This is a genomic window from Streptomyces tubercidicus (genome assembly GCF_027497495.1).
Lineage (GTDB): Bacteria > Actinomycetota > Actinomycetes > Streptomycetales > Streptomycetaceae > Streptomyces > Streptomyces tubercidicus.
On the sequence record NZ_CP114205.1, the window covers coordinates 867,316 to 892,630 of the forward strand.

At 66.2% G+C, this 25,315-nt stretch carries 11 protein-coding genes; 9 read left to right on the top strand and 2 right to left on the bottom strand.

Going from position 1 to position 25,315, the window contains the following annotated elements; all coding sequences use genetic code 11:
* Position 1 precedes the first annotated feature (1 nt).
* The 7 genes from STRTU_RS03725 to STRTU_RS03755 all read left to right on the top strand — a co-directional run bounded on the left by STRTU_RS03725 (position 2) and on the right by STRTU_RS03755 (position 20,374).
* Positions 2-2,266: a hypothetical protein gene (locus tag STRTU_RS03725; RefSeq protein WP_159742220.1), complete on the top strand. Its 2,265-nt coding sequence runs from the start codon at positions 2-4 to the stop codon at positions 2,264-2,266.
* A gap of 8 nt (positions 2,267-2,274) precedes the next feature.
* A complete protein-coding gene (locus STRTU_RS03730; RefSeq protein WP_269777333.1) occupies positions 2,275-8,103 on the top strand; it encodes an ATP-binding protein in 5,829 nt (1,942 codons plus the stop codon).
* A gap of 170 nt (positions 8,104-8,273) precedes the next feature.
* On the top strand, positions 8,274-12,680 hold the full coding sequence (locus STRTU_RS03735) for a hypothetical protein (RefSeq protein WP_159742223.1): 4,407 nt from the start codon (positions 8,274-8,276) through the stop codon (positions 12,678-12,680).
* 1,032 nt (positions 12,681-13,712) lie between these two features.
* Entirely contained in the window at positions 13,713-14,675 is a 963-nt protein-coding gene (locus STRTU_RS03740) for an alpha/beta hydrolase (protein WP_159742224.1), read from the top strand.
* Positions 14,672-16,753, top strand: coding sequence for a vWA-MoxR associated conflict system protein (locus tag STRTU_RS03745; RefSeq protein WP_159742225.1), 2,082 nt, complete (start codon positions 14,672-14,674; stop codon positions 16,751-16,753). The genes STRTU_RS03740 and STRTU_RS03745 overlap by 4 nt, the downstream gene beginning before the upstream one ends.
* Complete coding sequence (locus STRTU_RS03750) at positions 16,750-17,700, top strand: AAA family ATPase (RefSeq protein WP_159742226.1); 951 nt, start codon at positions 16,750-16,752, stop codon at positions 17,698-17,700. The genes STRTU_RS03745 and STRTU_RS03750 overlap by 4 nt, the downstream gene beginning before the upstream one ends.
* Positions 17,701-17,803: 103 nt before the next feature.
* On the top strand, positions 17,804-20,374 hold the full coding sequence (locus tag STRTU_RS03755) for an SAV_2336 N-terminal domain-related protein (protein WP_269777334.1): 2,571 nt from the start codon (positions 17,804-17,806) through the stop codon (positions 20,372-20,374).
* Positions 20,375-22,648: 2,274 nt separating this feature from the next.
* Here STRTU_RS03755 and STRTU_RS03760 read toward each other — a convergent pair.
* Entirely contained in the window at positions 22,649-22,999 is a 351-nt protein-coding gene (locus STRTU_RS03760) for a hypothetical protein (RefSeq protein ID WP_159742227.1), read from the bottom strand.
* 59 nt (positions 23,000-23,058) lie between these two features.
* Here STRTU_RS03760 and STRTU_RS03765 point away from each other — a divergent pair, with 59 nt between their 5' ends.
* A complete protein-coding gene (locus STRTU_RS03765; protein WP_159742228.1) occupies positions 23,059-23,229 on the top strand; it encodes a hypothetical protein in 171 nt (56 codons plus the stop codon).
* A gap of 42 nt (positions 23,230-23,271) precedes the next feature.
* On the opposite strand, the gene STRTU_RS03770 is transcribed toward STRTU_RS03765, so the two are convergent.
* Entirely contained in the window at positions 23,272-23,583 is a 312-nt protein-coding gene (locus STRTU_RS03770) for a response regulator transcription factor (RefSeq protein ID WP_246240096.1), read from the bottom strand.
* A gap of 464 nt (positions 23,584-24,047) precedes the next feature.
* Here STRTU_RS03770 and STRTU_RS03775 point away from each other — a divergent pair, with 464 nt between their 5' ends.
* Positions 24,048-25,100, top strand: a complete 1,053-nt coding sequence (locus tag STRTU_RS03775; RefSeq protein WP_159742229.1) for a hypothetical protein — start codon at positions 24,048-24,050, stop codon at positions 25,098-25,100.
* Positions 25,101-25,315: the final 215 nt, after the last annotated feature.

The following is a 25,315-nucleotide window of genomic DNA, read 5'->3' on the forward strand; positions in this document are numbered from 1 at the left end:
CATGCCACCCCGGACAGATTCGCCCGCATGGGCCCCCTTCGACGACGAGCCGCTGTTCGTATCAGAGTTGCTCCTCGGCGCGGACCAGTTGGAGGCCGCAGTCGCGGATCGTATGGGCCGCTATCTGCGCCAGGTCACCGTCGCACGCGGTGGTGTCCTGCACCTCGCCGGTGCCTGGAACGCGCTGCACTTCGGCTTCGACCTCGCCCTCGGCGCCTATCACTCGACGCTGCTGGACCCGGAGCACTTCCATGCGGTCCTCCCCGCCGCGGATCCGGGCCGGGTCGCGGTTCCGGTCGGCGCGTTCCTCCGCATCGAGCGCGGCACCCGCTGGCTGTGGGCGGAGGCCGTGGGGAAGTTCGGCGCGTCCCAGGACTGTGACGACGACGGCTGGATCCCCGCCTCCAGTTCGGGCGACTGTGCCGGTTCCCCCCGAGCGGACGGCCTCTGGGAGCGCGAGGAGACCGTGATCGTGGACACCGGCGCCTTCGGACCGCCCTCCGCGATCGAGGTCAAGGAGACCGCCAGACTGCGCCGGTCCGGGCTTCTGGACGCGCGCGGGCACCTCACTTCGACCGCCCTGTACGCCACACCGGACCTTCCCCTACTCGACGACGCGGCCTTCTACCAGCGGTATCTCCTCACCGAGGCGCGTCCCCTGCTGGCCACCGGTCCGCTCGCCGGGCTCTTGGACGACCCGCACGACACCGACCTGCTGGCCCAGGCTCTGGCCGCGAGCTTCGACACCGTCGGTGACCTGCTCCGCCGTGCCCCCGGCCTGCGTACCTGGGGACCGTACGCCGTCGCCGAGACGAACACAGCCGGCCTGCCCGAGTCCGCGGTCGGCGAGGTCGTGCACCGGGTCCACCGGGCTCGCACCGGTCCGCCGCGCTACACCGCGACCTGGCCTCTGCTGTGTGCCGCCTGCGAAGCGGCCGGACCAGGCGACCTCACCGAGGGTCCGAAGGCGCTGGCTTCCCTGGCGGTCGTCAACCTCGCGCTCGCCGACCGCGCGACCGAGCCGACGGCGCAGGTCGACCTGCGTATCGACGATATGTGGCAGCAAGGCGGCATCTGGCGCGCCCAGCAGCCCCCGCTGCCCTGGTATGTCCAGGGCGCCGACCCGCTGGCGCCGCTGGGGATCGGCCACGGCGAACACACCGGTTCGCTCTCCGCCGCGTCACCGTCCCCGCAGGTGCCCCCACCCCAAGAAGCGCCTGCCGAAGAGTCTTTCGCCTCGCCGCAGGACATCGCGCCTCCTCCCCTCCCGGAGGAGTCCGGACCCGACGAACCCATGCCGGTCATCGAGCACCTCGACGACAGCATCACCGTCTACACCTGCTGCCTGCAACCGCGGCACATCGACCACGGCACGCTCCCGCTTCCGACGTCCGTGCACGAGGGCTTGGCGGACGGCCCCGTCGTCCTCGAACTCCATCACGACGGGGACCCGGACGACTCGCACGGTGCACAGAAACTTGTCCTCACGCAAGCGGCGTTGACCGGAGTGAGCTGGCCGTGGTCGTTCTACCCCGGCATCAGAATGACCGTCACCGTGCCACGCGGCGGCCGTCGTCTGCACGCCGTCACGACCCTGCTGGACGAGCCGCTCCACTTCGACGGCAACGGCCCGTTCCTCTGGGACTGCGACTCCGATGTACTGCGGCGCCATCTCGGCCTCACCGCGCCCGAGCCGAAACCGCAACCTCCGACTCCCCGGCGGACAGCACATACCGGCTATGCCCCCGCGGTCGACAGCCTCTGTTCCCTCATCGTCGCCGGGCTCCGCCGGCACGGCGTACCAGGCATGTTCGAGGCCCGCTCGATGCAGGGGCACCGGCTCAGTGCCGCGCTGTTCGGGCCCGGCCCCGTATCGCCCCGGCTGATGTGGACGGTCATCCACACCTGTGAGGACTTGGCCGCCCGAGGGCTCCTGGAGCGCGAGAGCCTCGCGGGCGAACCGGACCTCTTCATCTGGTGGCCCGACGACAAGGCACCCACAGCCCCGAAGGGCCAGGTCATCTTCGAACCCCAAGAACTGCGAAATCATGTAAAAGCACATTACGTACCACCTGATCGCCGTAAGCTTCCCCCGGGTCAGCAGGCAAGTGACCATGCACGGGCCGCCTATGCGCGGTGGCGTATCGACATGCTCGGCCCGGAAGCCGACACGACCCTCCCCCACGGCTACACCTTTGTCCGCGGTCACCGTCGCGGTGACGAACAACCTCCCGCCTGGCATGACGACTTGACCGGATGCTCTTGAGGTCCACCATGACGCGACACCCATCCAACGCACCTCAGCTGCCTGGGCCGCCGGCCGACCTGGCCGAGAAGCTTCGCCAGACCGTCGGGCAACTGGGCACCCCTGTCGGGGACGTGCTCGCCGCACTCGACGCCACCGTCCTACTCCAGTTGTTGCAACGCGTCCGCAACCGTGACCGCGTGGCGATGCTGCAGAACCTGCGTGTGCCGTCCGCCAGGCTCAGCCTGCGGGCCGCCGAGCAGTGTCTGGCCACCCTGCGCAAACGCAATGCCGAGATACAGCTGCGGGCCGCGGGAACGATCTCCCAGCCCACGCTCAGAGCGCTTGCCGACGCCCTTCACGACCACCACTGCCACGGCGGCCACCAGCACCTCGACGATGCCGTCGCCGCGTTCTCCGAGTCTCGCCCCGAACTGATGCTGGCCGCCTTTTCGGCTCCGCTCTTCTCGCCCGGCCACACCGCCCTCTTGCGGCACGCCTTACAGCGGTTCCCCATGCCAGCGTGGCCGAAGGAGGACGTGCAGAACGTCATCGACGCGTGCTCCGCCTTGGAGAAGGCCTGGCTTCCTCTCATGCCGCCCGCCCAGAACGTCGGCAGCACAGAGGCGGTGTCGCCGCCTGCCGACGATGCCGGACTCACCTCCGGACCGTCGTCCGCGGGGTCGCAGCCGGCGCCCACCGATTGGAGCAGCCGGGCCGAGAACCTGAATTCGCTGCTCGTCTCGGCGCGGTCCGCCGCAGCGCACATCACCGCGCATCTGGCCTCGGCACAGGCGCCCACCCGCGAGGCCATCGTCACGCTCACCGCTTTGCGGACAGCCGCACTGGCCCTGCACGAAGATCTCAGCGCCCGAACCTCCGTCGCAGTGCCGCCCGATCCGGCCGATGTCCGGGCGTTGTGCGCCGCCGCGAGTACTGTCGCGGCCGAGCAGTCTGATCAGGCACGGAATCGTGCGGCGATGCTGCGTGTCGCCGCCCTCCAGGGCTCCTCGGGCAGCATGCCCCTCGAGGCCATCCGGGAGCAGGCGCTGCGTCTGCTCGACGCCCCTCCAGCCGATACGGAACATCTGCGGCTGCTTGTCGCACTGGCCGACGCCCATACCAGCGACGACGACTCCGCCGTGGACGAGCTGCTCGTCCTCCTCAAGGAGGCTCCCCAGGACGTCAACAGCGTCGCCGCGCTGATCCTGCGAGGGAAGGTGACCGCGCCGGCTACCCCGGCGGGCGACATCACGGAGTCGGCTGACGGCCTGCCGACGCCGCAGGAGACCCCTTCGCCCGCGGCTCCCGCCCCCGAACCCGAAGCGGAGGAGCCATCCGACGGGCCGCCCGCTCCCGTGACGGCTCCCACGCTCGTAGCCGCTCCTCCCGCCTTGCCCGCTGACGAGCACACCGTGCCTCCGGCGGAGGAAGTGACGGACAGCGAAAAGGCGGAGGCCCTTGCACCGCCCGTCCCCCAGCCTGCGCCGCCGGCGCTTGCTCCCGCCCACACCGCCCTGATCACACGTCTGATCTCGGCAGGCGAACTCGTGCTGGCCGGCCACGCGGCACGCGCCATCGATCGTTTCTCCCTCCAACGGGCGCTGGAGACCCTTCACTTGGCGCACTGCGTCCGTTCGGAGACAGGTCCGTGCGCCGTCGCCGTACGCGAACGCATCGAATGGGAAAGCAGCCGGCCCAGCGCGACCGGTCAGGACGAGCGCATCATGCTGCTCGCCGCCGCCCTGCGAGCCGCCCTGCTCACCGCCGACCCCAACGCCGGTGAACTGGTCAACGCCCTGGCAGACGCCTGCTCCGACATGACGCACCTTCAGCAACTGTGCCGTGCGGTTGGAACCGCCTCCGCGCGGGGCCAACTCACGGCGGCAGGGGGCCTCAACGTCCTCGAAAGCGTCACCGAGGCCGACACCGAGGTCAGCCGTGCCTCGGAGGACGCCCGCCTACATCTCACCGCACCGCGGCACCTGCACTTCCCTCGTGCGGAGATGATCATCCGCGCCTGGTGGGATGCCGACGGTCTGATCGGCTCACTGGTCGCGGTGGCAGCTGACGACCGACGCGACCGCGCCGACCAGGCCGCGGCCCACGTACGCGAACTCACCCCCGCCGCACTGGGCAAGGCCCTCAAGGGCATCGACGACCGGCTCCGCGGCAAAGGCGCCGTGCTGCAGGGCGCCGCCCGTCGCCGCATCCTTCAATACGCGGCGGAGTCACTCGACATCGTCAGCACCTGGGTGCTGGCCACCCGTACCGCGGCCCGTACCCCCGCGCTGAACAGCATTCTCGTCACTCTGCGCAACGATGTCCGCGCGCAGACCGAGGACGCGTGCACCGAGCTGCGCGCGCACGCCGACACGGTCTCCCAGCCGCTCAGTGCCGCCATCACCGAGACGGTCCTGGACAGTGTCCGGACCACGATCCGGCTGCTGGACGGCGCCACCCTGCCCGGGGCGGAACCGGCGCCGGACCACGCGCTCAACGCGGGCCTGCTGCGCTGCTCCGGACTCCCGCTGACCAGGACACTGGAACCGGCGCGCGCGGTGTCCCTGGACGACATTGAGCGCGCCCAGAGCTGCACCTGGGCACAGGCGGCGCGGGAACAGGCGGCCGCCGGAAACTTCGCGGCGGCACGTGCCGCGGTGGAGGTCGCTGAGAGCGAGTCCGAGAAGGACGACAACTCCCTTCGGGACGCCGTCGAGCAGTCCCGCGGCCATGCGCTGACCGCAGCACGCGCCGAGATCGACAAGGTCCGGGGCAAAGTGGCGACCGCCACCCGGCAAGGCCGCCTCCCCGAACCCGGGCGCTCCGACATCACGACACGGGTCGAGGCCGCCGAAGCCGACCTGGCCGGCGACGACTTCAGCGCCGTGCACCGGCAGCTCACTTCCGTCAACGAACTCATGCCCCAGCTGGCCGACCTGGCCAGAGCCGACCTCATGCAACGCGCCAAGGACGAGATCAACAACGCGCCGGGCGGCGTCCCCGACGACGTGATGACGAAGATCACGCAGCTCGTCGACGCAGGCGACTTGGCAACGGCGGAGGACTACCTGCTCACCGCCCTCGCCGGGGAACACCCGCCCACCTCGGCGCCCGAGAACGACCTCGAAGGGTTCTTCCCCTCGGTGCCCGACAGCCTCCCCGAGGGCATCACCCCCGCCCTTGTCGACGCCGTCGGCAGCGGCGGTACACACGCCGGTCTGGACTTCTCCCAACTGCGCACCCGCGAGCGCAACACCACCACCGAGACGCTGCGTTCCTGGGCCCATCTCCTCAAGAACTGGCGCACCTTCAAAAACGGCAACAACCTGCTCCGCGGCGCATTGCGCATCGCGGGCATCGAGTACGGCAAGGAACACCCGGTCGGCCCGCACGCCCCCAACCGGAAGTGGAGCGAACTGACCGACGTCCAGCTGCTGGGCGGATGCCGGCTCCCGGCCTTCGGCTCCGAAGCGGGCGGCCGACTGCGCGTGCTGCTGACCCCCGACGTATCGGACGTGACCACCCTGACCGCCTGGGCGGACCAAGACACCAGCACTCTCCCCGTCCTCGTCGTCGTCCTGGGCACGCTGCCGGCGGCCTCCCGACGTCAGCTCGCCCTGCAGACCGCCAAACAGCCCATGAAGCCCCTGCTGTGCCTGGACGCCGCATCCCTGACCTACTTGGCGTCCAAGGCCAGCAACCGGTTCACCACCACGGAGCGCATCCTCGCGCCGTTCGCCGCCACCAACCCCTACCGGCCCGACGCAAACGAATCCGTCCCCAGCGAGATGTTCTACGGGCGCCAGCAAGAGCTCAACGACATCACCTCCATGACAGGCGCCCAGCTGCTGTACGGGGGACGTCAGCTCGGCAAGTCGGCGCTCCTGCGCGCCGCCGCGCGTCGTTTCGAGACGACGAAGGATCACGTCGCTCTCTATATTCCGCTGCCCACCACCCTCGGGCTCGGTCAGAAGACCGACGAACTGTGGGACATGATCGGCCGCGAGCTCGACCGCAAGGACGTCGTCCCGGCCCGGCAGACCCGGCGCGGCACCGCGCAACAGCGTGTCACAGCCGCCATCACCACCTGGCTCGACGACGACGACGCCCGCCGTCTCCTTGTGCTGTTCGACGAGTGCGACATCTTCTTCGATGCCGAAGCCCAGGACAACTTCCCCCAGACGACTCGTCTGCGTGAACTCATGAGCACCACCAACCGCAGGTTCAAGCCCGTCTTCGCCGGCCTCCACCAGGTGCAGCGCTTCTCCGGGCTTCCCAACCAGCCCCTCTACGACGCCCACTTCGGTAAGCCCGTCGTCATCGGGCCGCTGGCGCCGGCACCGGCCTTCCGGCTCGTCCGGCAGCCTCTGGAGGCCCTGGGGACTCGGATCCCCGACGAGCTCATCCACCGGATCCTCGCTTACTGCAACTACCACCCCAAGCTGCTCCAGCTCGCAGGGCAGGCGCTTGTGCAGGCGTCCCTCAACACTCGCGTCGGCACGCCCCCTGCTCCTGGCACACCACCGTGGCGGGTCGACAACGCCGTCCTCGAACGCGTCATCGGGTCGCAGGAACTCACCGACCGTACGCGCAACACCATCAATCTGACCCTTGAGTTGGATCCCCGCTACAAGCTCATCGCGCTCGTTGTGGCCCTCGAAGCCCATGCAGGCGGGGTCGACTGCCGGATAACTACCCGAGCGCTGAGCAGGGCGTGCGACGACTGGTGGCCGCAGGGGTTCACCGGCCAGGGGCCCGACGAGTTCCGTGCGCTGCTGGAGGAAATGACCGGCCTGGGCATTCTGGCCGGCGACTCGCAGGGATGGAGGCTGCGCTCGTCCAATGTTCTTCGCCTCCTCGGCAACCAGCATGCCATTGAGGAGGCACTGGAAAACCACGACACCTCCAAGCCGCTGACCAAGCTGACCGCGGCTCAGGCACGGCGCCCCATCGCTGCCGACAACCGCATCAGCCCGCTCACCGAACAGCAGCTCGCCCGCCTCACCACCCCGGGAAACGAGTTGCGGATCGTCATCGGAAGTGCCGCCACCGGCCTGGGCAGCATTGCCAACGTCCTGGACGACCAGCAAAAGAGGGCCCCCTCCAAACTGGACCCGATCGTCTGTTCCACATCACCGTCCCATTACAAGGAGCTGCTAAGCACGGGCAAGCCCGGTCCACTGCACCGCATCGTGGTGGTGAAGCTCAGCCGTTTCAACGACATCGACAAGGCTCGGGCCAGCCTCCGGCAGGCGGAGACGATCCAGCCGCCCGCAGGTGTCACCCGGACTGTTGTCGCCCTCGCCGATGCGTGCAAGGCCGAACATCTCGCCCTCGCTACGGAATTCGATCCCGACAACGCCCTGATCCCGTTGCGCCGGGTCACTCTTGAGGGAATCAGTAGTTGGGCCACCGACGTGGAGGCGCTCGCGCCCTTCGCCGAGACGGAAGCCCGTAACCGGCTCATGGAAACCACCGGGGGCTGGCCGATCCTCCTGGACGAAGCACTCGTACAGGCCCGTCAGGGTCGCCGCGTTCTCACGATCTGCAAGAACATCGACGAGGAAGTCACCTCTGGGGCGCTCGGCACCGCCCTGCTGGACGGCCTCGGGCTCACGGCATCCCCTGACATGCGCACGCTCCTGACTGACCTCGCCGCCCTTGATGAACCGCTCCCATGGGACGACCTGGTGGAACTTCTCCAGGACTCCCACCCCGCACCGCAACAGGCCCTGGAAAGGCTGCGCATGCTCGACGCCCTCGCCCAGGACGAAAAGCAGCTCCACATGCTGGACCCGACCGTCCGCCGCGCATGGCCGCCGCAACCGAGCGGTTGGAGTCCCACACCCGCGTGAGCTCGCGAGCCGCCGAGGACAGCGATCAGGCGATGGCCGAACGTGCCCGCACCCTCCTGCGGGCGCCACTGCCAGTCGGTTGACCACGCTCCGAGACCGGCCGCCCCCCGAGTACGAGTTTGATCCGTTGTCCATCAGCGGTACGCAACAAGGGCCCGTAGGCTGGAGTAGTGCCTGATCAATCCCGTGCCCAGAACAACGCAAGGCATGCGAGCCCGTATGCCACGGGCGGCGGTGGAACCGTCCTCGAGCACCGCTACGGCGCGCTGTTGCTGAGCCATCTGCTCACAGCCGACCCCGTAGCCGAGCTCGGGGATGATGTCACCCCGTACGAACTGGTCTTCCAGGCAAGTGCCTCCAGCGCGGTCGACGACCTGCTGCTGTGCGGACATTCGGCCGACGGAACTCGGCGGCAAGTCTCCATCGGTGTCCGGAGGGACCCGTCGTTCGTGCCCAGCAACCGAGCAACGGTCGAATTGATGGGCTCCTACCTCCGGGTAGTCCAGGAACACGGCGCAGAGGTCGCCGAGGGCAGCTGGCGACTCGCCTTGGTCGTGGCGAGCCCCAACCCACACGTACAAGAGCTCCGGGAACTAGCTGGGATCGCCCGCGACACCAATAGTTCGGACCAGTTCCGTTTCGAGGTCTCCCGCACCGGGCGGACGCATCGAGCGGTACGGGAGCGACTGCGGCATCTCGACGCCGTCATCGCCTTGGCCGCGGCGGGCGAGAAAATCGACACGACCGACGTATCCGCGGCCGAGCTGACCTGGCGTTTGCTCGGGGCATTGCGGCTTCGAGAAGTGCGACTTGAAGGTATCGACGAGACGGACCGCACGCTGGCAGTGGGACGACTCCGGGGCGTCATCAAGGCCGGTACAGCGGAGATCGCGGATCGGTTGTTCAGCCGACTATGCGAACTCGTCGGACGATACGCGCCAGCCGCCGCGACGAAGTCGGTCGACTCCCTACAACGCGATCTGATCGGCTTTCCTCTCGCCGTTTCTGCGTCGAAGGACGAGGGGATCGAAGGCACGGGCCATTCGGCCCCGCACATGCCCGCCGTGCGCTCCGCCTACTTGTCGCAGGTACGTCGAATCGCGCCGGATCGACTGCGGTCGCGGAAGGGCGAGTTGGATGAGTTGGCACTCTTCTGCACATCCTCCGAAACAGGACATCCGTACATGTGGTGGCGAGCCGAGGCATGGGCCGGCAAGTCAGCACTGCTGTCAACCTTCGTGCTGAATCCGCCTCCTGGCGTGCGGGTGTTGTCCTTCTTCATCACCGCCCGATGGGCAGGGCAGGCTGACAGCAAGGCGTTCACCGAGGTGATCCTCGAACAGGCATGGGAGCTCTTGGGCGAACCCATGCCGCTAATGCTCACCGACGCCACCCGCGAGGCGCATCTGCTGGGGGCGTTCGAGCGTGCGGCGGGCCTGTGCCAGGGGAGGGGCGAACGCCTGGTCCTCGTCGTGGACGGATTGGACGAGGACCGTGGTGTGACCAGCGGTCCGGACGCGCACAGCATCGCAGCGATTCTGCCGGCCGACCCGCCGGTCGGCATGCGCGTCATCGTCGCTGGGCGGCCGAATCCGCCGATCCCCGTCGACGTCCCCGACGACCACCCGCTGCGCCAGCCGGAGATCGTGCGGACACTGGCTGCATCCCCCCACGCAGCGGTGGTCCGACAAGATGCGGAGCGCGAACTCAAGAGACTGCTGCACGGAACTACGGTCGAGAAAGATCTGCTCGGTCTGCTGACAGCAGCGGGAGGAGGGCTTTCCGAAGCGGACCTGGGGCAGCTCGCCGGACTCTCGGAGGGGGAGGTCGGGAGTCAGCTCGGGGCGGTCTCCGGACGAACGTTCGCCTCGCGGCCGGGGCGGTGGCGATCGCAGGTGGCAATCTATGTCCTCGGCCACGAAGAGATCCAGCGACAGGCGCTGCGCTTTCTCGGTGAGGCCCGCCTGGCCGAATACCGGGAACGGATCCACGGATGGGCCGAGGGGTTTCGCGCGGCGCAGTGGCCGACTGGCTCGCCCGAGTACCTCCTACAGGGCTACTTCAAGCTGCTCCACAGTACGGGCGACATCCCCCGCATGGTGACTTGCGCTACAGACCCATACCGGCACCACCGCATGCTGGACACCATTGGCGGCGACAGTGTTGCACTCGCGGAGATCGCAACCGCGCAAGAGATCCTGGTCCGCTCCCCCACGCCTGACCTCGTCGCGCTTAGCCAGTTGGCCGTCCACCGAGCCAAGCTCACCCAACGAAACGATCACATTCCCACGTACCTGCCCGTGGTCTGGACTCAACTCGGCAGACACAGCCGTGCCGAGGCCCTGGCTCGCTCGATCACCACACCAGCGCGGCGAGTTCGGGCGCTCACTTCGGTTTCACGTCACATGGCCGACGCCGGTGATATTCAGCGCGCGCGGAAGGTGGCCGAGGAAGCCGAGCGGTACGTCCCTGCCGTTACTGAGGCCGGCGGACAGGCTCACGCATACGCGGTGATCGCCCGCGCCCTCGCCCGTGCGGGAGACCTGGATCGGGCGCGAGTGCTCGTCGCACGTGCGGAAGAGCTGACCTGTTCGATGGTGAGCGGAGCGCAGCGGTCACATGTCCTCGGTGTTGTCGCACGTGCCGCCGCAGCCGGCGGGGACGTGAAACGTGGCCTTGCTCTCGCGAAGTCGGTGCCACGTGAATCCGAGCGCGCCCATGCCCTCTGCGGCGTAGTAGTTGAGTTCGCTGACGCCGGTGACTGGCGCCGGGCTCGGGACATCGCCCGCTCGGTGCGCCCTCGATCCGATCGGGCGCAGGCGCTCGCCGTCGTCGCGCGAGCGGCGAACGCAGCCGGCGCCGGGAGGGTAGCTGCGGACCTCGCGAGGCAAGCCGAGTCTCTCGCGTCGTCGCTTCGAAATCCGGGCCGTCGAGCCTGGATCCTCGCCGCAGTCGCTAGGGAGATGGCGGAAGCTGGCATGGAGAGAAGAGCGAGCGTGGTCCTTCGCCAGGCCGAGGAGTCAGCTCGCGCTGTGACCCGAACAGCCGCAAGGTGCGAATACCTCATCACCATCGCCCGGGTCATGGCGTTCTCCGGTGCCTCGGATCACGCCATAGCCATTGCAAGCAGCTTCGACAGCCCTGGCCGACGAGCGACAGCTCTGGCCATTGTGGCATCAGGCCTGGCCGCGAACGGTGATGTGAAACGTGCCGAGAACCTCGCCACGGAGGCGGAAGCCAGGGCGCGATCCATGAACGGACGGAGTCACATCGGAAGGGACCATGCCATTCTCGCGCAGGCCACGACCTCAACCGGTGATCTGGATCAGGCCGAAGGGATCGCCCGCGGCATTTCCGACGTACCGCAGAGGGACCGTTCGCTGACCGTTGTAGCGGAAGCCATCGCCTTGGCCGGTGACCTCGGCCGGGCGGAAGGCATCGCCGCCTCCATCGTCGACGCGGCGCAAAGGTCAACGGCACTGCTACTGATCGTCAAGGCAGGAGCAACCCGCGACGATCAAGAACGGGTGGCCAGAGTTGCCCGTTCGATCGAAGATCCGGAGTGCAGGAGCAAGGCCCTCGCCGCGCTGTCGCGTGGAGGACGGATTGCCCCCAGTGAGCGTGAGAGGTCGCCTCAGCAGCGTCGCCCGCCCGCCAGGCCTGGGAACCCGGGTGCCACAAAGATGAGGTACTTGCCGTGGTCTCCCTCTCCCATCAACGTGCACCTTCAACAGGCAGATGCTCTGATCAACGATGCACGTACAGCCGCGAAGGACGGTGACGTGCAGAGGGTCAGAGAGGCTGTGGAGTCCATCGTCTCTCCCGCACTACGGGTCAAGGCTCTCGCCTCACTGTCGACGGAGACCGCGGAGACAGGCGACAGGCGAACGGCCGAAGAACTCATCGAGCGTGCCTTCGCCGTAGCCGACGCACTGCCCAACCCGACGAGCCGAGACATGTCTATCACCGCTATCGCGAAGGAATTGGCCCTGGCAGGCGACTCAGATCGCGCTGAACAGCTCATCAATGCGATCGCCAGCCCACCGCTCCGTCAGAAAGCCCTGAGTGTCGTCACCTCAGCCACGGCGTACGCAGGCTGTCTCGGACGCGCGGAGCGGATCGCTGGCGCCATCTCCGATGTGGCAGAAAGGGCGACGGCTCTCACGGCCGTCGCGCGGATTGCGGTGGCATCCGGCGCCCTTGACGAGGCGGAGCGCATCTCCCAGTCGATCACCGAGCCTCTCCAGCGAGCGCGCACTCTCGGCGAGATCGCCCGCGGTCACGCGGGCAGCGGCGATACCGCACGTGCTGCGGAGATTGCCGTCGGCATTCCCGATTCTGCCGAGCGTGCCAGGACCCTGACGGCGATCGCGATCGATTCCGACTCCGACCGTGCGCCAGCACTGGTGGCACAAGCCCTCTGCGCCGGCCACTGGAGCATCTGCCTGCCAGCGCTAGTTCGTCTAGCGCCCGAAGTCGTCACCGCGCTTGGTGCGGAATCCCTGCGCGTGCACGATCAGGAAGACGCAGCCGCTGCGGCTGACGTCCCGAAGGGAGGAGAAAGCGGCGATCATTGAGAGGCCAGATCGCCGCTCTCCGAAGACCCATCCACAGGACGTCAGTTCCGGTGCGAGCGGTACAGACGGAGTAGCGAGTAGCGTTCGCGACCTCCTCGTCCGCTGAGTGGATGGTAGTGCTGCCCGGCGCTCCCGCCGATGAAAGAATCACCGCGCGATCGTTCACGAAGACCCGCCGCTCAGCGGGCAGCCCGATGCGCTCTAGGGCAAGCCAGCAAACGCCGGATCTGCCTTCGTCAGCCTCTTCGGCTCTGACATGACGTGCACGTGCCCACGGTTGTCTAGGGTGCTAACCCTCGCCTCCGCCATCCTCCGTAAGCACCCCGACCCTAGCCAATGGAACCCGGGCTCGGCAGAGGTGCTGACTGTGATGCGTCCGATTCATCACATCTCCCAGGTTTCCGGTATCTATCTAGATGTCCCAGGCAATATTCGCTAGAGGGAAGAATAGTAAAGACGTGTCGTCGGACGAGGCAGGTTGGCTACTACGCAGCAGTTCAGTGAGTGCCTGACGGCGCCCACAGCGGGCGCCAGGGGCACGCTCAAGAGGCTCGAGGAAACAATGGAGTTCCCAAATCAAGCCCTCCATGAATGCCTACACAGTCTGGAAGGCCGACTTTGGACATTAGTGCGGCTCCGATCAGGCTGGGCTCAGGACCTACTCCTAACGGACCAGCCGCGGCGAGCGGGGCGGCAGCTTGTGAGCAGGCTAGCCAAGCTGACGGTAGGGCTTCTCGCACCGTCCTGCGGTGCACGTCGTACTTCCGGACCAAGGCCCAGATCGACAGCCCTTCCATCCGCGAGTCCCGCCGGACGACTGCGAAGACGTTGACTTCGAACTTCCCCCGCATCGGCGGCTCCTCACCGCTGAAGCACGCGGAAATCGCGTAGATGTGACGGACCTCGACACCACTCGATCGCGGCCGCCGGCCCGCCCGGGCCCAAGCCCAGTCTCACGCCAGCATCACTGGTATCCTCGCTGCTCGCCCAGCGGCACACCTGGGTGAGGCTTTCAGGAGCTCCGGGGGATTAATGAAGCCGCGTCTGGTATTCGTGCACGGGGTGGGCGGGCCACGCAACGCCGCTACCGAGCTGGACGAGTGGCTGCGAGCGCTGGCCAGCGGAGCACAGGCCGCAGGGCATAGCCGGCGGATTCCTGAGCTGCTACACGGCAAAGCTCTAGATATCCGATTCGCCTATTACGGCGATCTGTTCTTTGACGGCGGAGCACAGGGGGTGGCTCCGCAGGGCGATGCAGTCGACGCCGATACGGAGACACTGGTTGAGCTGCTGCTCGACTCAGTCGACGAGCGGCTGCTCGAACCCGAAAACGAGCACGAAGCACGCGTGCTGCGACGGGCAAGGTCTCAACTGGCCCCCGAGGGAGAGCAGCAGGGAGCCGGCGATGTCCTCCGACGGGCACTCAGTTCTGCGAACACTCTGTTGGCGCTGCCGGGACTGCGCAGGGTGGGCGGTTGGGCAAGCGCGAGGATGATGGTCCATCGCCTCGGTCAGGTGAGGCGATATCTTGCCCGCTGCGACACGGACGGATCCGGGCTGAGTCTGGACCGGCGGATCCGCGACCTTGTCGCCCAGGACCTGAATCCGTCAGGACCCACCATCGTTGTCGCCCATTCACTGGGCACGGTCGTCACATTCGAGGCTCTCCACGAGCACACGGGTGTGGTGCCGCTGCTGGTAACACTGGGGTCCCCGATCGGGATGCGGACGGCGGTAGGCCCCCGAATGCGCCCCCAGCCTCTACGAGTTCCTGCGGCGGTCAGCGCCTGGTTAAACTTCTGGGACCGTGATGACTTCATTGTCGGTCAGCCTCAGCTAGAGAGGTTTGTCGCCGCAAATGCTGCCTCGGTGACACCAGTGAGCAGGCGAGTCGACTCCGACGGTGCGTGGGTTCACCCTGCGGCTAAGTATCTCGCTCAGCCGGGCGTAGCTGGACCAGTCCTCGAGACGCTTGAGGCAGTAACGGCCATATGACTCTCGCAGCCCCGCCCCGACACCTCCTGGTGATCGCTCCTCAGTGCCCGGACCTCGGCTTTCTCGATGGTCTGGAAGAAGTGGCGAACTCTCTACACACCACCCTCCGGGACCACTGGGTGGGCGGCTGCGAGGACGCGAGCCCAGGCGTGAACTCACTATTATACGGCCCGTCTGTGGTACAAGCGCAGATCGAAAAGGCCGTCCGCGACGCGGCCCAGCGGGCAGGTCAAGCACAAGCTGTACTCGTGCTGGCCTTCGTAGGTCACGGCACCACCCTCGGCAACGTCCCCAGGCTGTTTCTGATGGCGGGCGACTCCCGTAGTGACGAACCAACCACCGTCGTGAATGTCGGTGAACTACTCACTCAAGCTCTGGACACCCAAGGAGTCCAGGGAGTCATCGCCCTGGTGGACACCTGTCACGCGGGCGGGGCCACGCCGGACATCGCTGCGCTAGACGCGGGAGTCCGCCAGGGCGCGACAAGACTGTCGCTGCTGATGTCGGTGGGCGTCAGCGAGAACGCATACGGGCTCGCCTTCACCCGAGGACTGGTGCGTGTGCTGCGCCACGGTATCTCTGGCGCCGGCGAGCTTCTATCTTCGGAGGATGTGCGCCGGGCCGTTAACGAGGCGACGAATACGGGCGCCCGATTGGTGGTGGCAGATGGCGATCCGGTCGGACGGCACCCCTGGCTGGCGCGCAATATCCGGCATCGGCAAGGAGGCGGGACTCTGCTGGGGCCGGTAGGCGAGGAGGATCTGAGGTGGGCCCTGCTGCCGCTTGGTGAAGAAGTGTCACCGCTCCCGATCTCCACCCCCGCAGATCTGGAAGACCTAAGGCAGAGGCTGCACAGTCGCAGGCAAGGCGGTGTGGGCAGCACTGACGTCGTGACGCTTGCACTGCGTGTGATCGACGGGCTGGTGGATTCCATCCGCACCGTCGATCTGCTCCTCTCTTGGCCGGGCAACCGATTGACCACCAGCCGGCTCAAACGCGCAGGGCGTGCAGCTGGTGGCAGCACGGTCTACTCGCCGGACGCCGTCGGCAGCGACCTGTTGCGCGCCTGTGTAGAGTCGCTCCGGCTCCGGGCTCCCCGAGTAGGAGGCAGCAACACAGCACCACTGGCCACGTTCATCGCGACGCTCGCCATGGAAGACGGCCTCGGGCCTGACACCCCCGAGCTATCAGCGTGGGCCAGGGCCGTAGGCGCCGTTGTGGAGCTGAACGACTCCTTTGCCGCATTGACCGAGCAGGTTGAGGCGTCGCGTCTACGATTGGTGGTCAGTCTGCATGCGGCACTCGCAGACCAGTGGCCAGAGACGCTGCTGGCCTGGCTGCTCGACCACGGCGAGCAGGTGGCACGCGCAGAGTTTCCCTGCACCCCCACACAGTCCGGGGTCGAACAGCAGCTCGCGAAGGTGCTGAAGTGGGCCTCACGCCAGGCTACGCAGGCTGGTGCACAACTCAGGCGCATCGAGATCGCCGCGCCATCGTCCCTGCTGGTGCGCTGGCGACCAGAAGAAACGAATCTCGGAGTGCGGCTGGGCGTCAGGCACGAGGTCGTACTGCGCTGGAGCGACAGGCTATGCCCGCCTGACCATCTCTTCTGGATAAACGATTATGCCCGTGAGCGGCTTACTGCGATGAAGGCCGACTGTGGCAACGGCGCCCCCGTGGACTGGCTCGGGCAACATGAAATCAGCCACCCGGAGGAGTTGACCAAGCGATTGCAGAACGGCGCCTACGAGGGTGCGCTGGCCCTCAGTCACCGGCCCAACCGGCTGGAGGAGTTCATGCAGCACCTGCTGGCCTATGCCCCTATTGTGCTCTGGCCGGAAAGCGAGGGCGACTTGCCTATGGCCTCCCGTGAGAGCGTGGAACGCTACTGGGACCAACTGCCGGGCGAATTTAGCGTCGCCTATCGCCACACCTGGCAGGGACACGCCGGGCAGGGGGGCCCAGCGGAAGGCCGGGCGAATCTCGCACGGCTGAGGTCCGTGTGGCACGACACGGAATGGCTGGACTTCTGCGACTGGTTCGAGACACGCTCAACCGATGGAGAGAACACAGTATGACCTGGAACCCCTTCTACGTCGGTGACGGCAATCCTCGGGACGTGGAGCTCGGTGATCCGCCACCGTGGCGCAACTTCCCCCGGGAGGCTCTTCACCAGAAGTTCCAGCCGCCGCCGGGATTGATCGAAGCAGTCAATGCCGCGCTGGCTCTGCGCCGTCCCCTACTCGTGACCGGCGCTCCAGGGGCGGGCAAGTCGACAGTCATCGAACAGGTGGCGGCCGAGTTGAAACTCGGCAATGTACTGCGCTGGCACATCACCTCCCGCAGTACGCTCGCGGATGCGCTCTATCGCTATGACGCTCTGGGCCGCATCCACGCGCAGAGGCTGGAGGGCGCCTCCGGCAGCGATAACATCGCCCCGTTCCTGCATATGGGACCGCTGGGAACGGCTCTCCTGCCGGCAAAGCGGCCTCGTGCACTACTGATCGACGAGATCGACAAGAGCGATCTGGACCTGCCCAGCGATCTGCTCGACGTATTGGAACGCGGTGAGTTCGAGATTCCGGAGTTGGCCAGGTACCGGGACGACGTCGTCCATGTCCGTGAGTGGGGCAGTGAAGCTCGCCCTCCCGTCACCAAAGGCCGGGTGCAGTGTGTTGATTTCCCGTTCATTGTGATGACGAGCAATGGCGAACGGGACTTCCCGTCAGCGTTTCTCCGCCGCTGCATCCGCTACACGATGCCGACGCCGACGGTCGAATCACTACGCCAGGTCGTCGCGGCACACCTGGAGATCAACGAGGAGCAATCCCATTCTGTCGACTCCCTAATAAAGATCTTCGTCGAGCGGCTCGCGGCAGGTGAGAGCCTCGCCGTGGACCAACTGCTAAACGCAGTGCATGTGCTGACCGGAGTGGCTGCCCCTAAGGGCGAGGTCACGCAGAACGAGCAGAGCGACGCGCAGAGAATCATGCAGTTGGTCCTCCGTGAGCTGTCCCATGCCTGAACAGTCAGCGTCGGGAGCATCAACCAAGGACCGGCACGGGGCACCACCGTCAGCATCGCCGGCTGCACAACCGGATGCCACATCGTTGAGCCTGGCAGTCTCGATGCTGCACGCTGTGGCCCCACAGCTGGATGCGACAGCCATCGCGGACGCCCTCTGGCTAGCCACCCGGATGAGTGAGACCTCGTCGGAATCACTGGACTCGGGCTCCAAACTTCAGCCCCCGGCCACCACACCGGCTTTCGCAACCCTCGCCACCGACCGCCCCCGAGCAGAGGCGCAAGCGCCTTCGGCCACGCCCAAAAGCCGCGCGCTGCATGAGCGCCTTCCCGGATCGGACTCCCAGGTCCGTGGGCATGCGGTGGGCGTACCGCGCGCAGCAGCGCTGCCGCTGGCACTAGAGGTTACAAGAGCGCTTCGTCCCTGGAAGCAGCCCTGGTATATGGGGCGGTGCCATGCACTGGACCTCGATGCAACCGTGGACAGCTACGCCCGAAGCGGTGAGTTGATCCCGGTCTTCACCGCGGCACCAGAGCGGTGGTTCGACTTGGTCCTGGTCGTGGACCGCTCCCCTTCTATGCAGGTGTGGCAGGAGACTATTGATGCCTTCGTCAACGTGCTGGACCGGCTCGGGGCTTTCCGTACCCTCCAGGTGCGCGATCTGACATTCACTGCAGGCTCCGGCATCGAACTACACGACCGCCAAGGCCGATCAACGGCGGCTGGACAAGTGTGCTCTCCGAACGGTCGCCGACTAGTGGTGACCGTGTCGGACTGCGCGGCCAGAGCATGGCGGGCGCCAACGATCTGGCAGCAGCTGCGTGAGTGGTCGCAGACGACCCCCGTCGCATTGCTCAACCCATTACCCACCAAGGTGTGGCGCCGTACGGGCCTGGATCTGCCGACCGTCCGGGTGTCATCGGGCCCGCCAGGCGCGGACAATTCCAAATTCACGTTCGAGCGTCCGTCCTTGCTGCCGAATGAGGGCGAAGCCGATGGCAGGTGGCTCCCGATCCCTGTGTTGTCGCTGTCACCGCACTCCCTGGACCGTTGGTCGCGAACCGTGATGCGCGGAGCGCCCGACGGTTGCGCCGCAGTCTTGGTCCCGCCCAGCGGTCGCAATGTGCGCCACGGCCGTTCGCGTCCGTCGTCGTCCAGAGGCCCGGAGGCACGGGCCGAGGGCTTTCTGCGGACGTCGGCGCCCGCGGCGGCCCGGCTAGCGGTCCTCTGCTCGCCGTTCGACCGACTGAGTCTGGGACTGCTGCATCTGATCCGCCAGGAGCTCGTTCCGGAGGCGACGACGGCGGACATCGCCGAAGTTCTGACTGCTGGAGTGTTCACGCTGGACACAGACGCGGGCGGCGCGGTGGAGCTGGTCGTGGCTCAGAAGATTCAGGCTCGACTGCGGCAGGATCTGGCAGAGCACGAAGTGTGGCGGCTTCACCGAGTACTGAGCCGCTATGTCTCCTCGCCGGGTAACAGCCAAGGACGATTGCCAGTAGTGGCTCAGGGAGTACACGGCCCAGATGAAATCCCGGCAGAAGCCAAGCCGTTTGGTCATGCGTCGCTGCCGACGCTGGAGCTACTGGGGCTCTCCTCCTCGGGAGCGGACGAGACACAATCGCATGATTCTCCGGCGCCCGATCGCCCCGAATTGAAGGAGCCGAACCGCAGCGCCGAAGCGCTGGACGCGCGCATTACGACGATCAGGCCCGGGCAGATCACTACCCGTGCTGAGATGATGCAGCTCTTCGGTGGCGGACCGCAGGGGGGCATCGTACCCTCCGTAACCACTCCAAACATCCTCATCTACACCGATCACGAAGCCGGTCACCGCTACGGCTACTACGACGGCTGGCTCGCCGAGACGGACGAGCAAGGCGCCGTCTTCGAATACACCGGGGCCGGCACAGTCGGCGACCAGACCTTCACCGGCCGCAAAGGCTCCGGCAACAAGGCCATCCTCCAGCACGTCGAAGCTGGCCGGACTCTCCGCGTCTTCATCGCCAACGGCAAGGTCCCCGGTTCGGGTGCCAAGTACCAGCGCTACGTCGGTGAATTCACACTCGACCCCGACCAGCCCTACGTGATTCGTCAGGCCCCCGACGACAACGGAGACCTCCGCAACGTCATTGTCTTCCGCCTTCGCCCTTCCGGCGACGTCGAGCACGACGCCAAGGACGACATCCCGCCCGCAGAAGAGACCAAGACCACCCTGGTGTCGGCCGATGTCGCCACCAACGCCGTGGTCGAATCGGAAGACAACCTGGAGACGGACGGCACGCGGTCGGTACAGGCCAAGACCGAAACGGAGCGCCGCGAAGCCGTCCTACTCAGGCGCTTCAAGGCATACCTGCAGAGGCGTGGCCACGTCCTGAAGCGCCATCAGATCAAGATCAAGGGAGAGGCGAGCACCCTACAGACCGACCTTTACGACGTCACCGACCATGTCCTGTACGAAGCCAAGGGCAACACCAGCCGCGAAGCAGTGCGCATGGCCGTTGGCCAACTTCACGACTTCCGCCGTCATGTCGAGCCCCCCAACCCCAGAGTCGCCGTTCTCCTGCCCAGCGAACCGAGCGACAAGGACCTTAAGGACTACCTTTCCGATGCCGGCATCGCCCTCGTCTATCTCGATGGCGACACATTCATTGGCGACATTCTGCCTGAGTAGCCGCGACTGCCGCCCGCGGGGAACTTCTTCACGGGTGGACGTGAAGGTGCAGACAGGCCCGCGCACTGCTCGGCGAGTACAACACCGTACGCGGACCGGGCACCAGTCCGCGCATAGCCGGCTTCCAAAGCTGGTGGGGACAGAAATCTTGACATTCGTCCCTCTTCTCAACTGATCAGGAAGGGCGATACCCGCCCCATTCCCCGGCTCATCAAAGCGGCCACAAGTTACCCGTCATCACTCACCGTGACGCGCTTGAAGCCAGCCCATCTCTCGTCGCCGTTCAGCATTCAAGAGCGTAGGAACACGTCACTCTCGACCTACTCCGCCGCACCCACGGAAGTCTCGCTCGATTCCCTTGCACCCCTAATGCTCGACGCACAGCAGTTCGTGGGCTCCAATCACGTTCATGCCCGCACCGCGCGCAAGGCTTCTCCGTTTCGAGCGCGCAGAATGCGAAGGTTCGCGGCCCCCCCAGGATGGTCCTTCATCATCCCAGGAGGCTCAGCCGCACCGTCCGCTCCGGATTGTCCCTGTTCGTATCCGCGAAGCTCCGTTAAGGCAACCCGCACGGTACTCGGTGACGCCTGTCGGAGCCGAGGCTCCCACGTGCAACGGAGTGGGCGAGCGAAGTGCCCAGCGCGAGGAGTGCCACCGGCAAGTCGGTGGCACTCCTCGGCGATGGCAAACACGTCACGCTGTTGACCGGTAAAGGGTTCAGAACCGATGCCAGTTGAAGCCGAAGAGGCACGGGAAGGCATCGTTGCAGGTCAAAGGGCATTTCGAGGTCAGCAAGTCAGCACAAAGTCAGCATCGGCGGCGCTACGCCGGGGAACAGGCCGACTCCCGGGGGTCATGCGGCACGCCGTGGTCCAGACCTCCGCAGCGTCCGGAGTCGAGACCCGATGCCAGTTGTCCCACACAGTACATCTTCCACCGCAATTGCGAACAGCTTTCAGACTGGGCGGTGTTGGGCTGGACGGATATCGCTAGCCCCAACACCCGTTGCATTTCTCTCTCCAACTGGGCTGGCAGCAACATGTGTAGACCTTTGTCCGCTGACCGTCGCGAACGCAGCGCCCTTCGCCAACTTGCCGCAAACGGCACGAACGCCGACGTCGAGTAATGGACAACACGGACACTGGACTTGAGGCTCACTGGCGTCCTGTTGAATTCAGAACTTCCATTGCGAGCGCTCACGACATCACGGACGCCCCCAGATATCAGACGCGCATCGACCCCCTCTCCATCGGAGGAACGTAGCTTCGGTGTCCAACAGTTGCAGCGGCCGGCGGGGTAGGCCGCCGCCGTAGACACGGCGGCGGCTGATCGACGGCGAAGCCGCCTACGGATTCACTCGGCGACGCCACTGATCCAGTACGAGCGGGACGAGTTCCGTCTTCGCGTGGAGGAAACGCTGGTACGTCTCGGCGGGGTGAGCACCGGCTCAAGCGGCGTGGGACCGTCGACGCGCCGCCCGCACGGCCGACCATGGCCCCTCCCCGCTCACGCAGGCAGTCTGATTCTGAGAAGTGCCAATCACGCGGGCCACCTCCAGCTCATCGCTCTCGCCCCCCTCGTCTGGGACTGGAACGGCACCTTGTTTCACGACATCGCGGCACCGGCACGGCTGCACTGCGTTTCAGGCAGCCAGCTCTGTCCGTCTACGAGCGGCTGATGAGCCGGATGCCGACGGGTTTTGGAGCGGGACAAAGGGTCGCTTCTCGCCCCGGTGCTGTACGCGCCCCATCGCACAGCACCGGGTCATGCAACGCCTTCCGGCCTGCGGACTGGAATGGCACAGCAAGCCGAATTGGGGCCCTTGACCTGTGTGTTGTCCTGCCGGGTTACTCCGCAGCGTTGTCCCGATCGTCAAACTCAGGAGAGTGGTTTTGTACGTATAGGGCCAACGACGGACCTGGGCTGAACTGTGCTCTCATTGGACGCAACAGAGAGCCCGCACCGGACCTCCAGGCTCGCAACCGTCGGCTCAGTGGGGCTCTCTGTCAGGAAGCCACCTGCCCTCTGAAGGAAGGGACTCCTATGTGTGAGTCTACGGACCTCCCCAACAAGCCACACACACCCGCCACAGCCAACCGCGCTCGGTTAGTTGGCGTCGGCCGATGTCTGCGGACACTCGCGATGCACGCGGCCCGCGGCGCTGCCTACGCCGCCGGAAGCGCAGGGTTCGCCGCGGTGCTCATCTGGTGGCAAACACATCACTGACCCGTCTGCGGCGTGGGAGCGCGGAAGCCGCCGCACGCCGCAGCCCATTCACAGACCAGGTGCACCCGGAAGCTCACCGCCCTGGTCGAGCGGTCCTACGCCTCGTACGGAGGCGTGGACGACAGCATGATCTGCGCCGCCGAGGAAGAGGGCGGCAAGGACTCCATGCTGCTCACCGGAACCAGGATCGCGATTGCGGGCCTGACCGTCCATCCCCTGCTGTGGCAGACACGCCGCCGTCGGCGCTCTCTCGCGGTAGCCCGCGTGATGCGCAAGAACCTCCTGATCGGCCTCCTCGCCGGACTCAGCTCCTACCTCTTCGCCTCGCTCGGTGACACCTGGGGTCAGGGCACCTACCTGCAACATGGCCAGCACCGAGGTCTGGCCCTGGCTCCTCATCGTCGGGACCATCGCCCGTCACCGCGCCCCGTCTGCTCGACGCCGTCATCCGCGCCACCATGGCCATGCCCCTCATGGTCTGCGGCTACTACCTCCTCAGCGGCGGCATGGATGCGCAAGGCAACTGGGACGCCCTCCTCGGCTGGGGCGCCGTCGCTCTCACCGCAGTACCGCTCACCGCAGCGGCAGCCTACGGACTCAAGCACGCGGGAGTACGCCTGCACCGATGACACTGACCGCCGTCCCTCTCGTCGCGGTGGCTACGTACGGGATCAAGCGCGCCGTACTCCGCTTGTTCCGTCGGCCAGCCCCGCCTCATACGCGATGATCGCGGCCTGGACGCGGTTCGCAGTGCCCAGCTTGGCGAGGATGCGGCCGACATGGACCTTCACCGTGCCGGTCTCCACACCGATCCGCCGGGCGATCTCGGCGTTGGTGAGCCCGGCACCGAGCATGGCGAGGACTTCCCGTTCACGGCCGGTGAGGGCCACGATCCGCTCGACCGCCACCCGTGTGCGGTCCGCCCGGCAGTCCTGCCGCATACGCCGTACGACGTGGGCGGTGACGCCGGGCGAGAGGACCACGTCCCCAGAGGCCGCGGCGCGCACGACCAGTTCGAACCCACGCCAAGAAAGCAGGGCACACCATGACCGTGAAAAGGCCGCCACAATCCGCCGGAATCCGGCCGTCGAGCCGCGGCAACCCGCCGAGGAGAACCTCTGCGGTCAGCCGGCCGCGGAAGAGGAACTCCACGTCTGCGTGGGCCTCAACGCCTGCGCGGGCCAGGACGTCACTAAGAGGATGTTATGAGGCTTGATGTGCGTTTCGTTCTTGGGTTGGGTGGCGGTGCCCTTCGGCAGGATGGGCAGGTCGAGGGCTTCGCGCAGGTCGAGGGCCCGCGTCGGGCGTATGGTGTCGGCGAATACGACCCGGCGGCCGGAATGGGCCTGGCTCGATTCCGGTCAGGGCGCATATCCCCATTCGCGCCCTGGAGCCAGCGGGAGTTGCCATGCTTGCATCAACGGTGCACTAGGCACAGGGGGGCCTCATGGAAGCGGCAGACGGTGTGGCGTCAGCGGCAGTGCAGATCCTGACGGCGATGGCGAGTGGCGCGGCCACGGCGGTGGGTGGTGGCACGGGTCAAGCGCTCAGTGACCTTATCCGTCGGCGACTGAGCTCCGAAGAGGGCCGAGTAGCTCTGGCGGGATTTGATGCCGATCCAACAAATTTAGCGGTGACACAAGAACTGCGGGGTGTAATCGGAGAGGCGCTCGCGACTGACCGCGAGTTCGAAAGAACGCTGACTCAACTGCTTTCGAATCCCTCCGCCACTCCGTCGACATTCACCAACAGTGTCGTGATCGGAAGCGGCAAGGTTCGCAACAGTCAGATCTCTCTAGGGCCGCTTTCGATCTCGAATACGCGTAACAGCAGGAACTCGCTGACCGTAGTGGCCGTCGTGCTGCTAGCGGTATTGGCGCTCGCTCTCTATGGCGGTGTCCACCTCGTCACCGGGCGCTCTCCAGGAAATACTGAGTCGGCACCGAAACCCACGAGGACCCATACGAAGCATGTTGTGACTCCTGAGGATCTCGTCTCGAAGATCCTCCCGGACCGTGATGTCTTGCCTCCGGGCTGGGAGGTTTCGGGTGGTCCGCACTTGAACGGCTACCTAGCGTGCGATGACTGTGCGTCTGAGGCAGATCGGCGTAACGCCGGAAATGTTTTTTGGAGTCTGCCCGGATCTCAGGTTGCGAACTTCTTTGTTGACGCCTATACGAGTTCAGCTTCAGCAGAGGCCAACTACGCGAAGGCTTCCAAGTCGGGCGAATCGATCCAGGTGATTCCGGGAGAATATTTCTCCGACTCGTATATTGCGGAGGAAGATCGAAAGGTTATTTCGGTGGAAGAGAAGGATGGCTCGCCGACCGTTGTAGCGTTTATTCGCATAGAGACAGTTCTGATAACGATCCAAATGAATTCCGATTGGGAGAGTCGGGCAGATAATCTGACAGCCTTCGCCTACATGATGAGCAAGCGTGCGAAACAGGCGTTGGACGGCAAACCCGTGAGATCCGTGGTTCCCCAGCTGCTTTCATGATCGCTATGGTTTGCGATCTCTCGGTTTCGCGATAGTGGTTCCCCGCATCTCGTACTTGCCCGCGTGGCCCGCGGCCGAGGGGTGCCGGGCCTTTGGCGCGGAGAGCACGGGCTCGATCAACATCCACTGCTCGTCGGATGAGTCGCTCTTGTAGGGCTTGCGCTCACTCGCCTCGCCACTCCAGCACGGCCAAGTCGGCCGACCTGCCCGGATTC

Bases quoted from the DNA above. Each gene is read 5' to 3' on its own strand.
- STRTU_RS03725 (WP_159742220.1), top strand. From the start codon at position 2: ATGCCACCCCGGACAGATTCGCCCGCATGGGCCCCCTTCGACGACGAG.
- STRTU_RS03730 (WP_269777333.1), top strand. From the start codon at position 2,275: ATGACGCGACACCCATCCAACGCACCTCAGCTGCCTGGGCCGCCGGCC.
- STRTU_RS03740 (WP_159742224.1), top strand. From the start codon at position 13,713: ATGAAGCCGCGTCTGGTATTCGTGCACGGGGTGGGCGGGCCACGCAAC.
- STRTU_RS03745 (WP_159742225.1), top strand. From the start codon at position 14,672: ATGACTCTCGCAGCCCCGCCCCGACACCTCCTGGTGATCGCTCCTCAG.
- STRTU_RS03750 (WP_159742226.1), top strand. From the start codon at position 16,750: ATGACCTGGAACCCCTTCTACGTCGGTGACGGCAATCCTCGGGACGTG.
- STRTU_RS03755 (WP_269777334.1), top strand. From the start codon at position 17,804: ATGCTGCACGCTGTGGCCCCACAGCTGGATGCGACAGCCATCGCGGAC.
- STRTU_RS03760 (WP_159742227.1), bottom strand. From the start codon at position 22,999: ATGAGGAGCCAGGGCCAGACCTCGGTGCTGGCCATGTTGCAGGTAGGT.
- STRTU_RS03765 (WP_159742228.1), top strand. From the start codon at position 23,059: ATGGCCATGCCCCTCATGGTCTGCGGCTACTACCTCCTCAGCGGCGGC.
- STRTU_RS03775 (WP_159742229.1), top strand. From the start codon at position 24,048: ATGGAAGCGGCAGACGGTGTGGCGTCAGCGGCAGTGCAGATCCTGACG.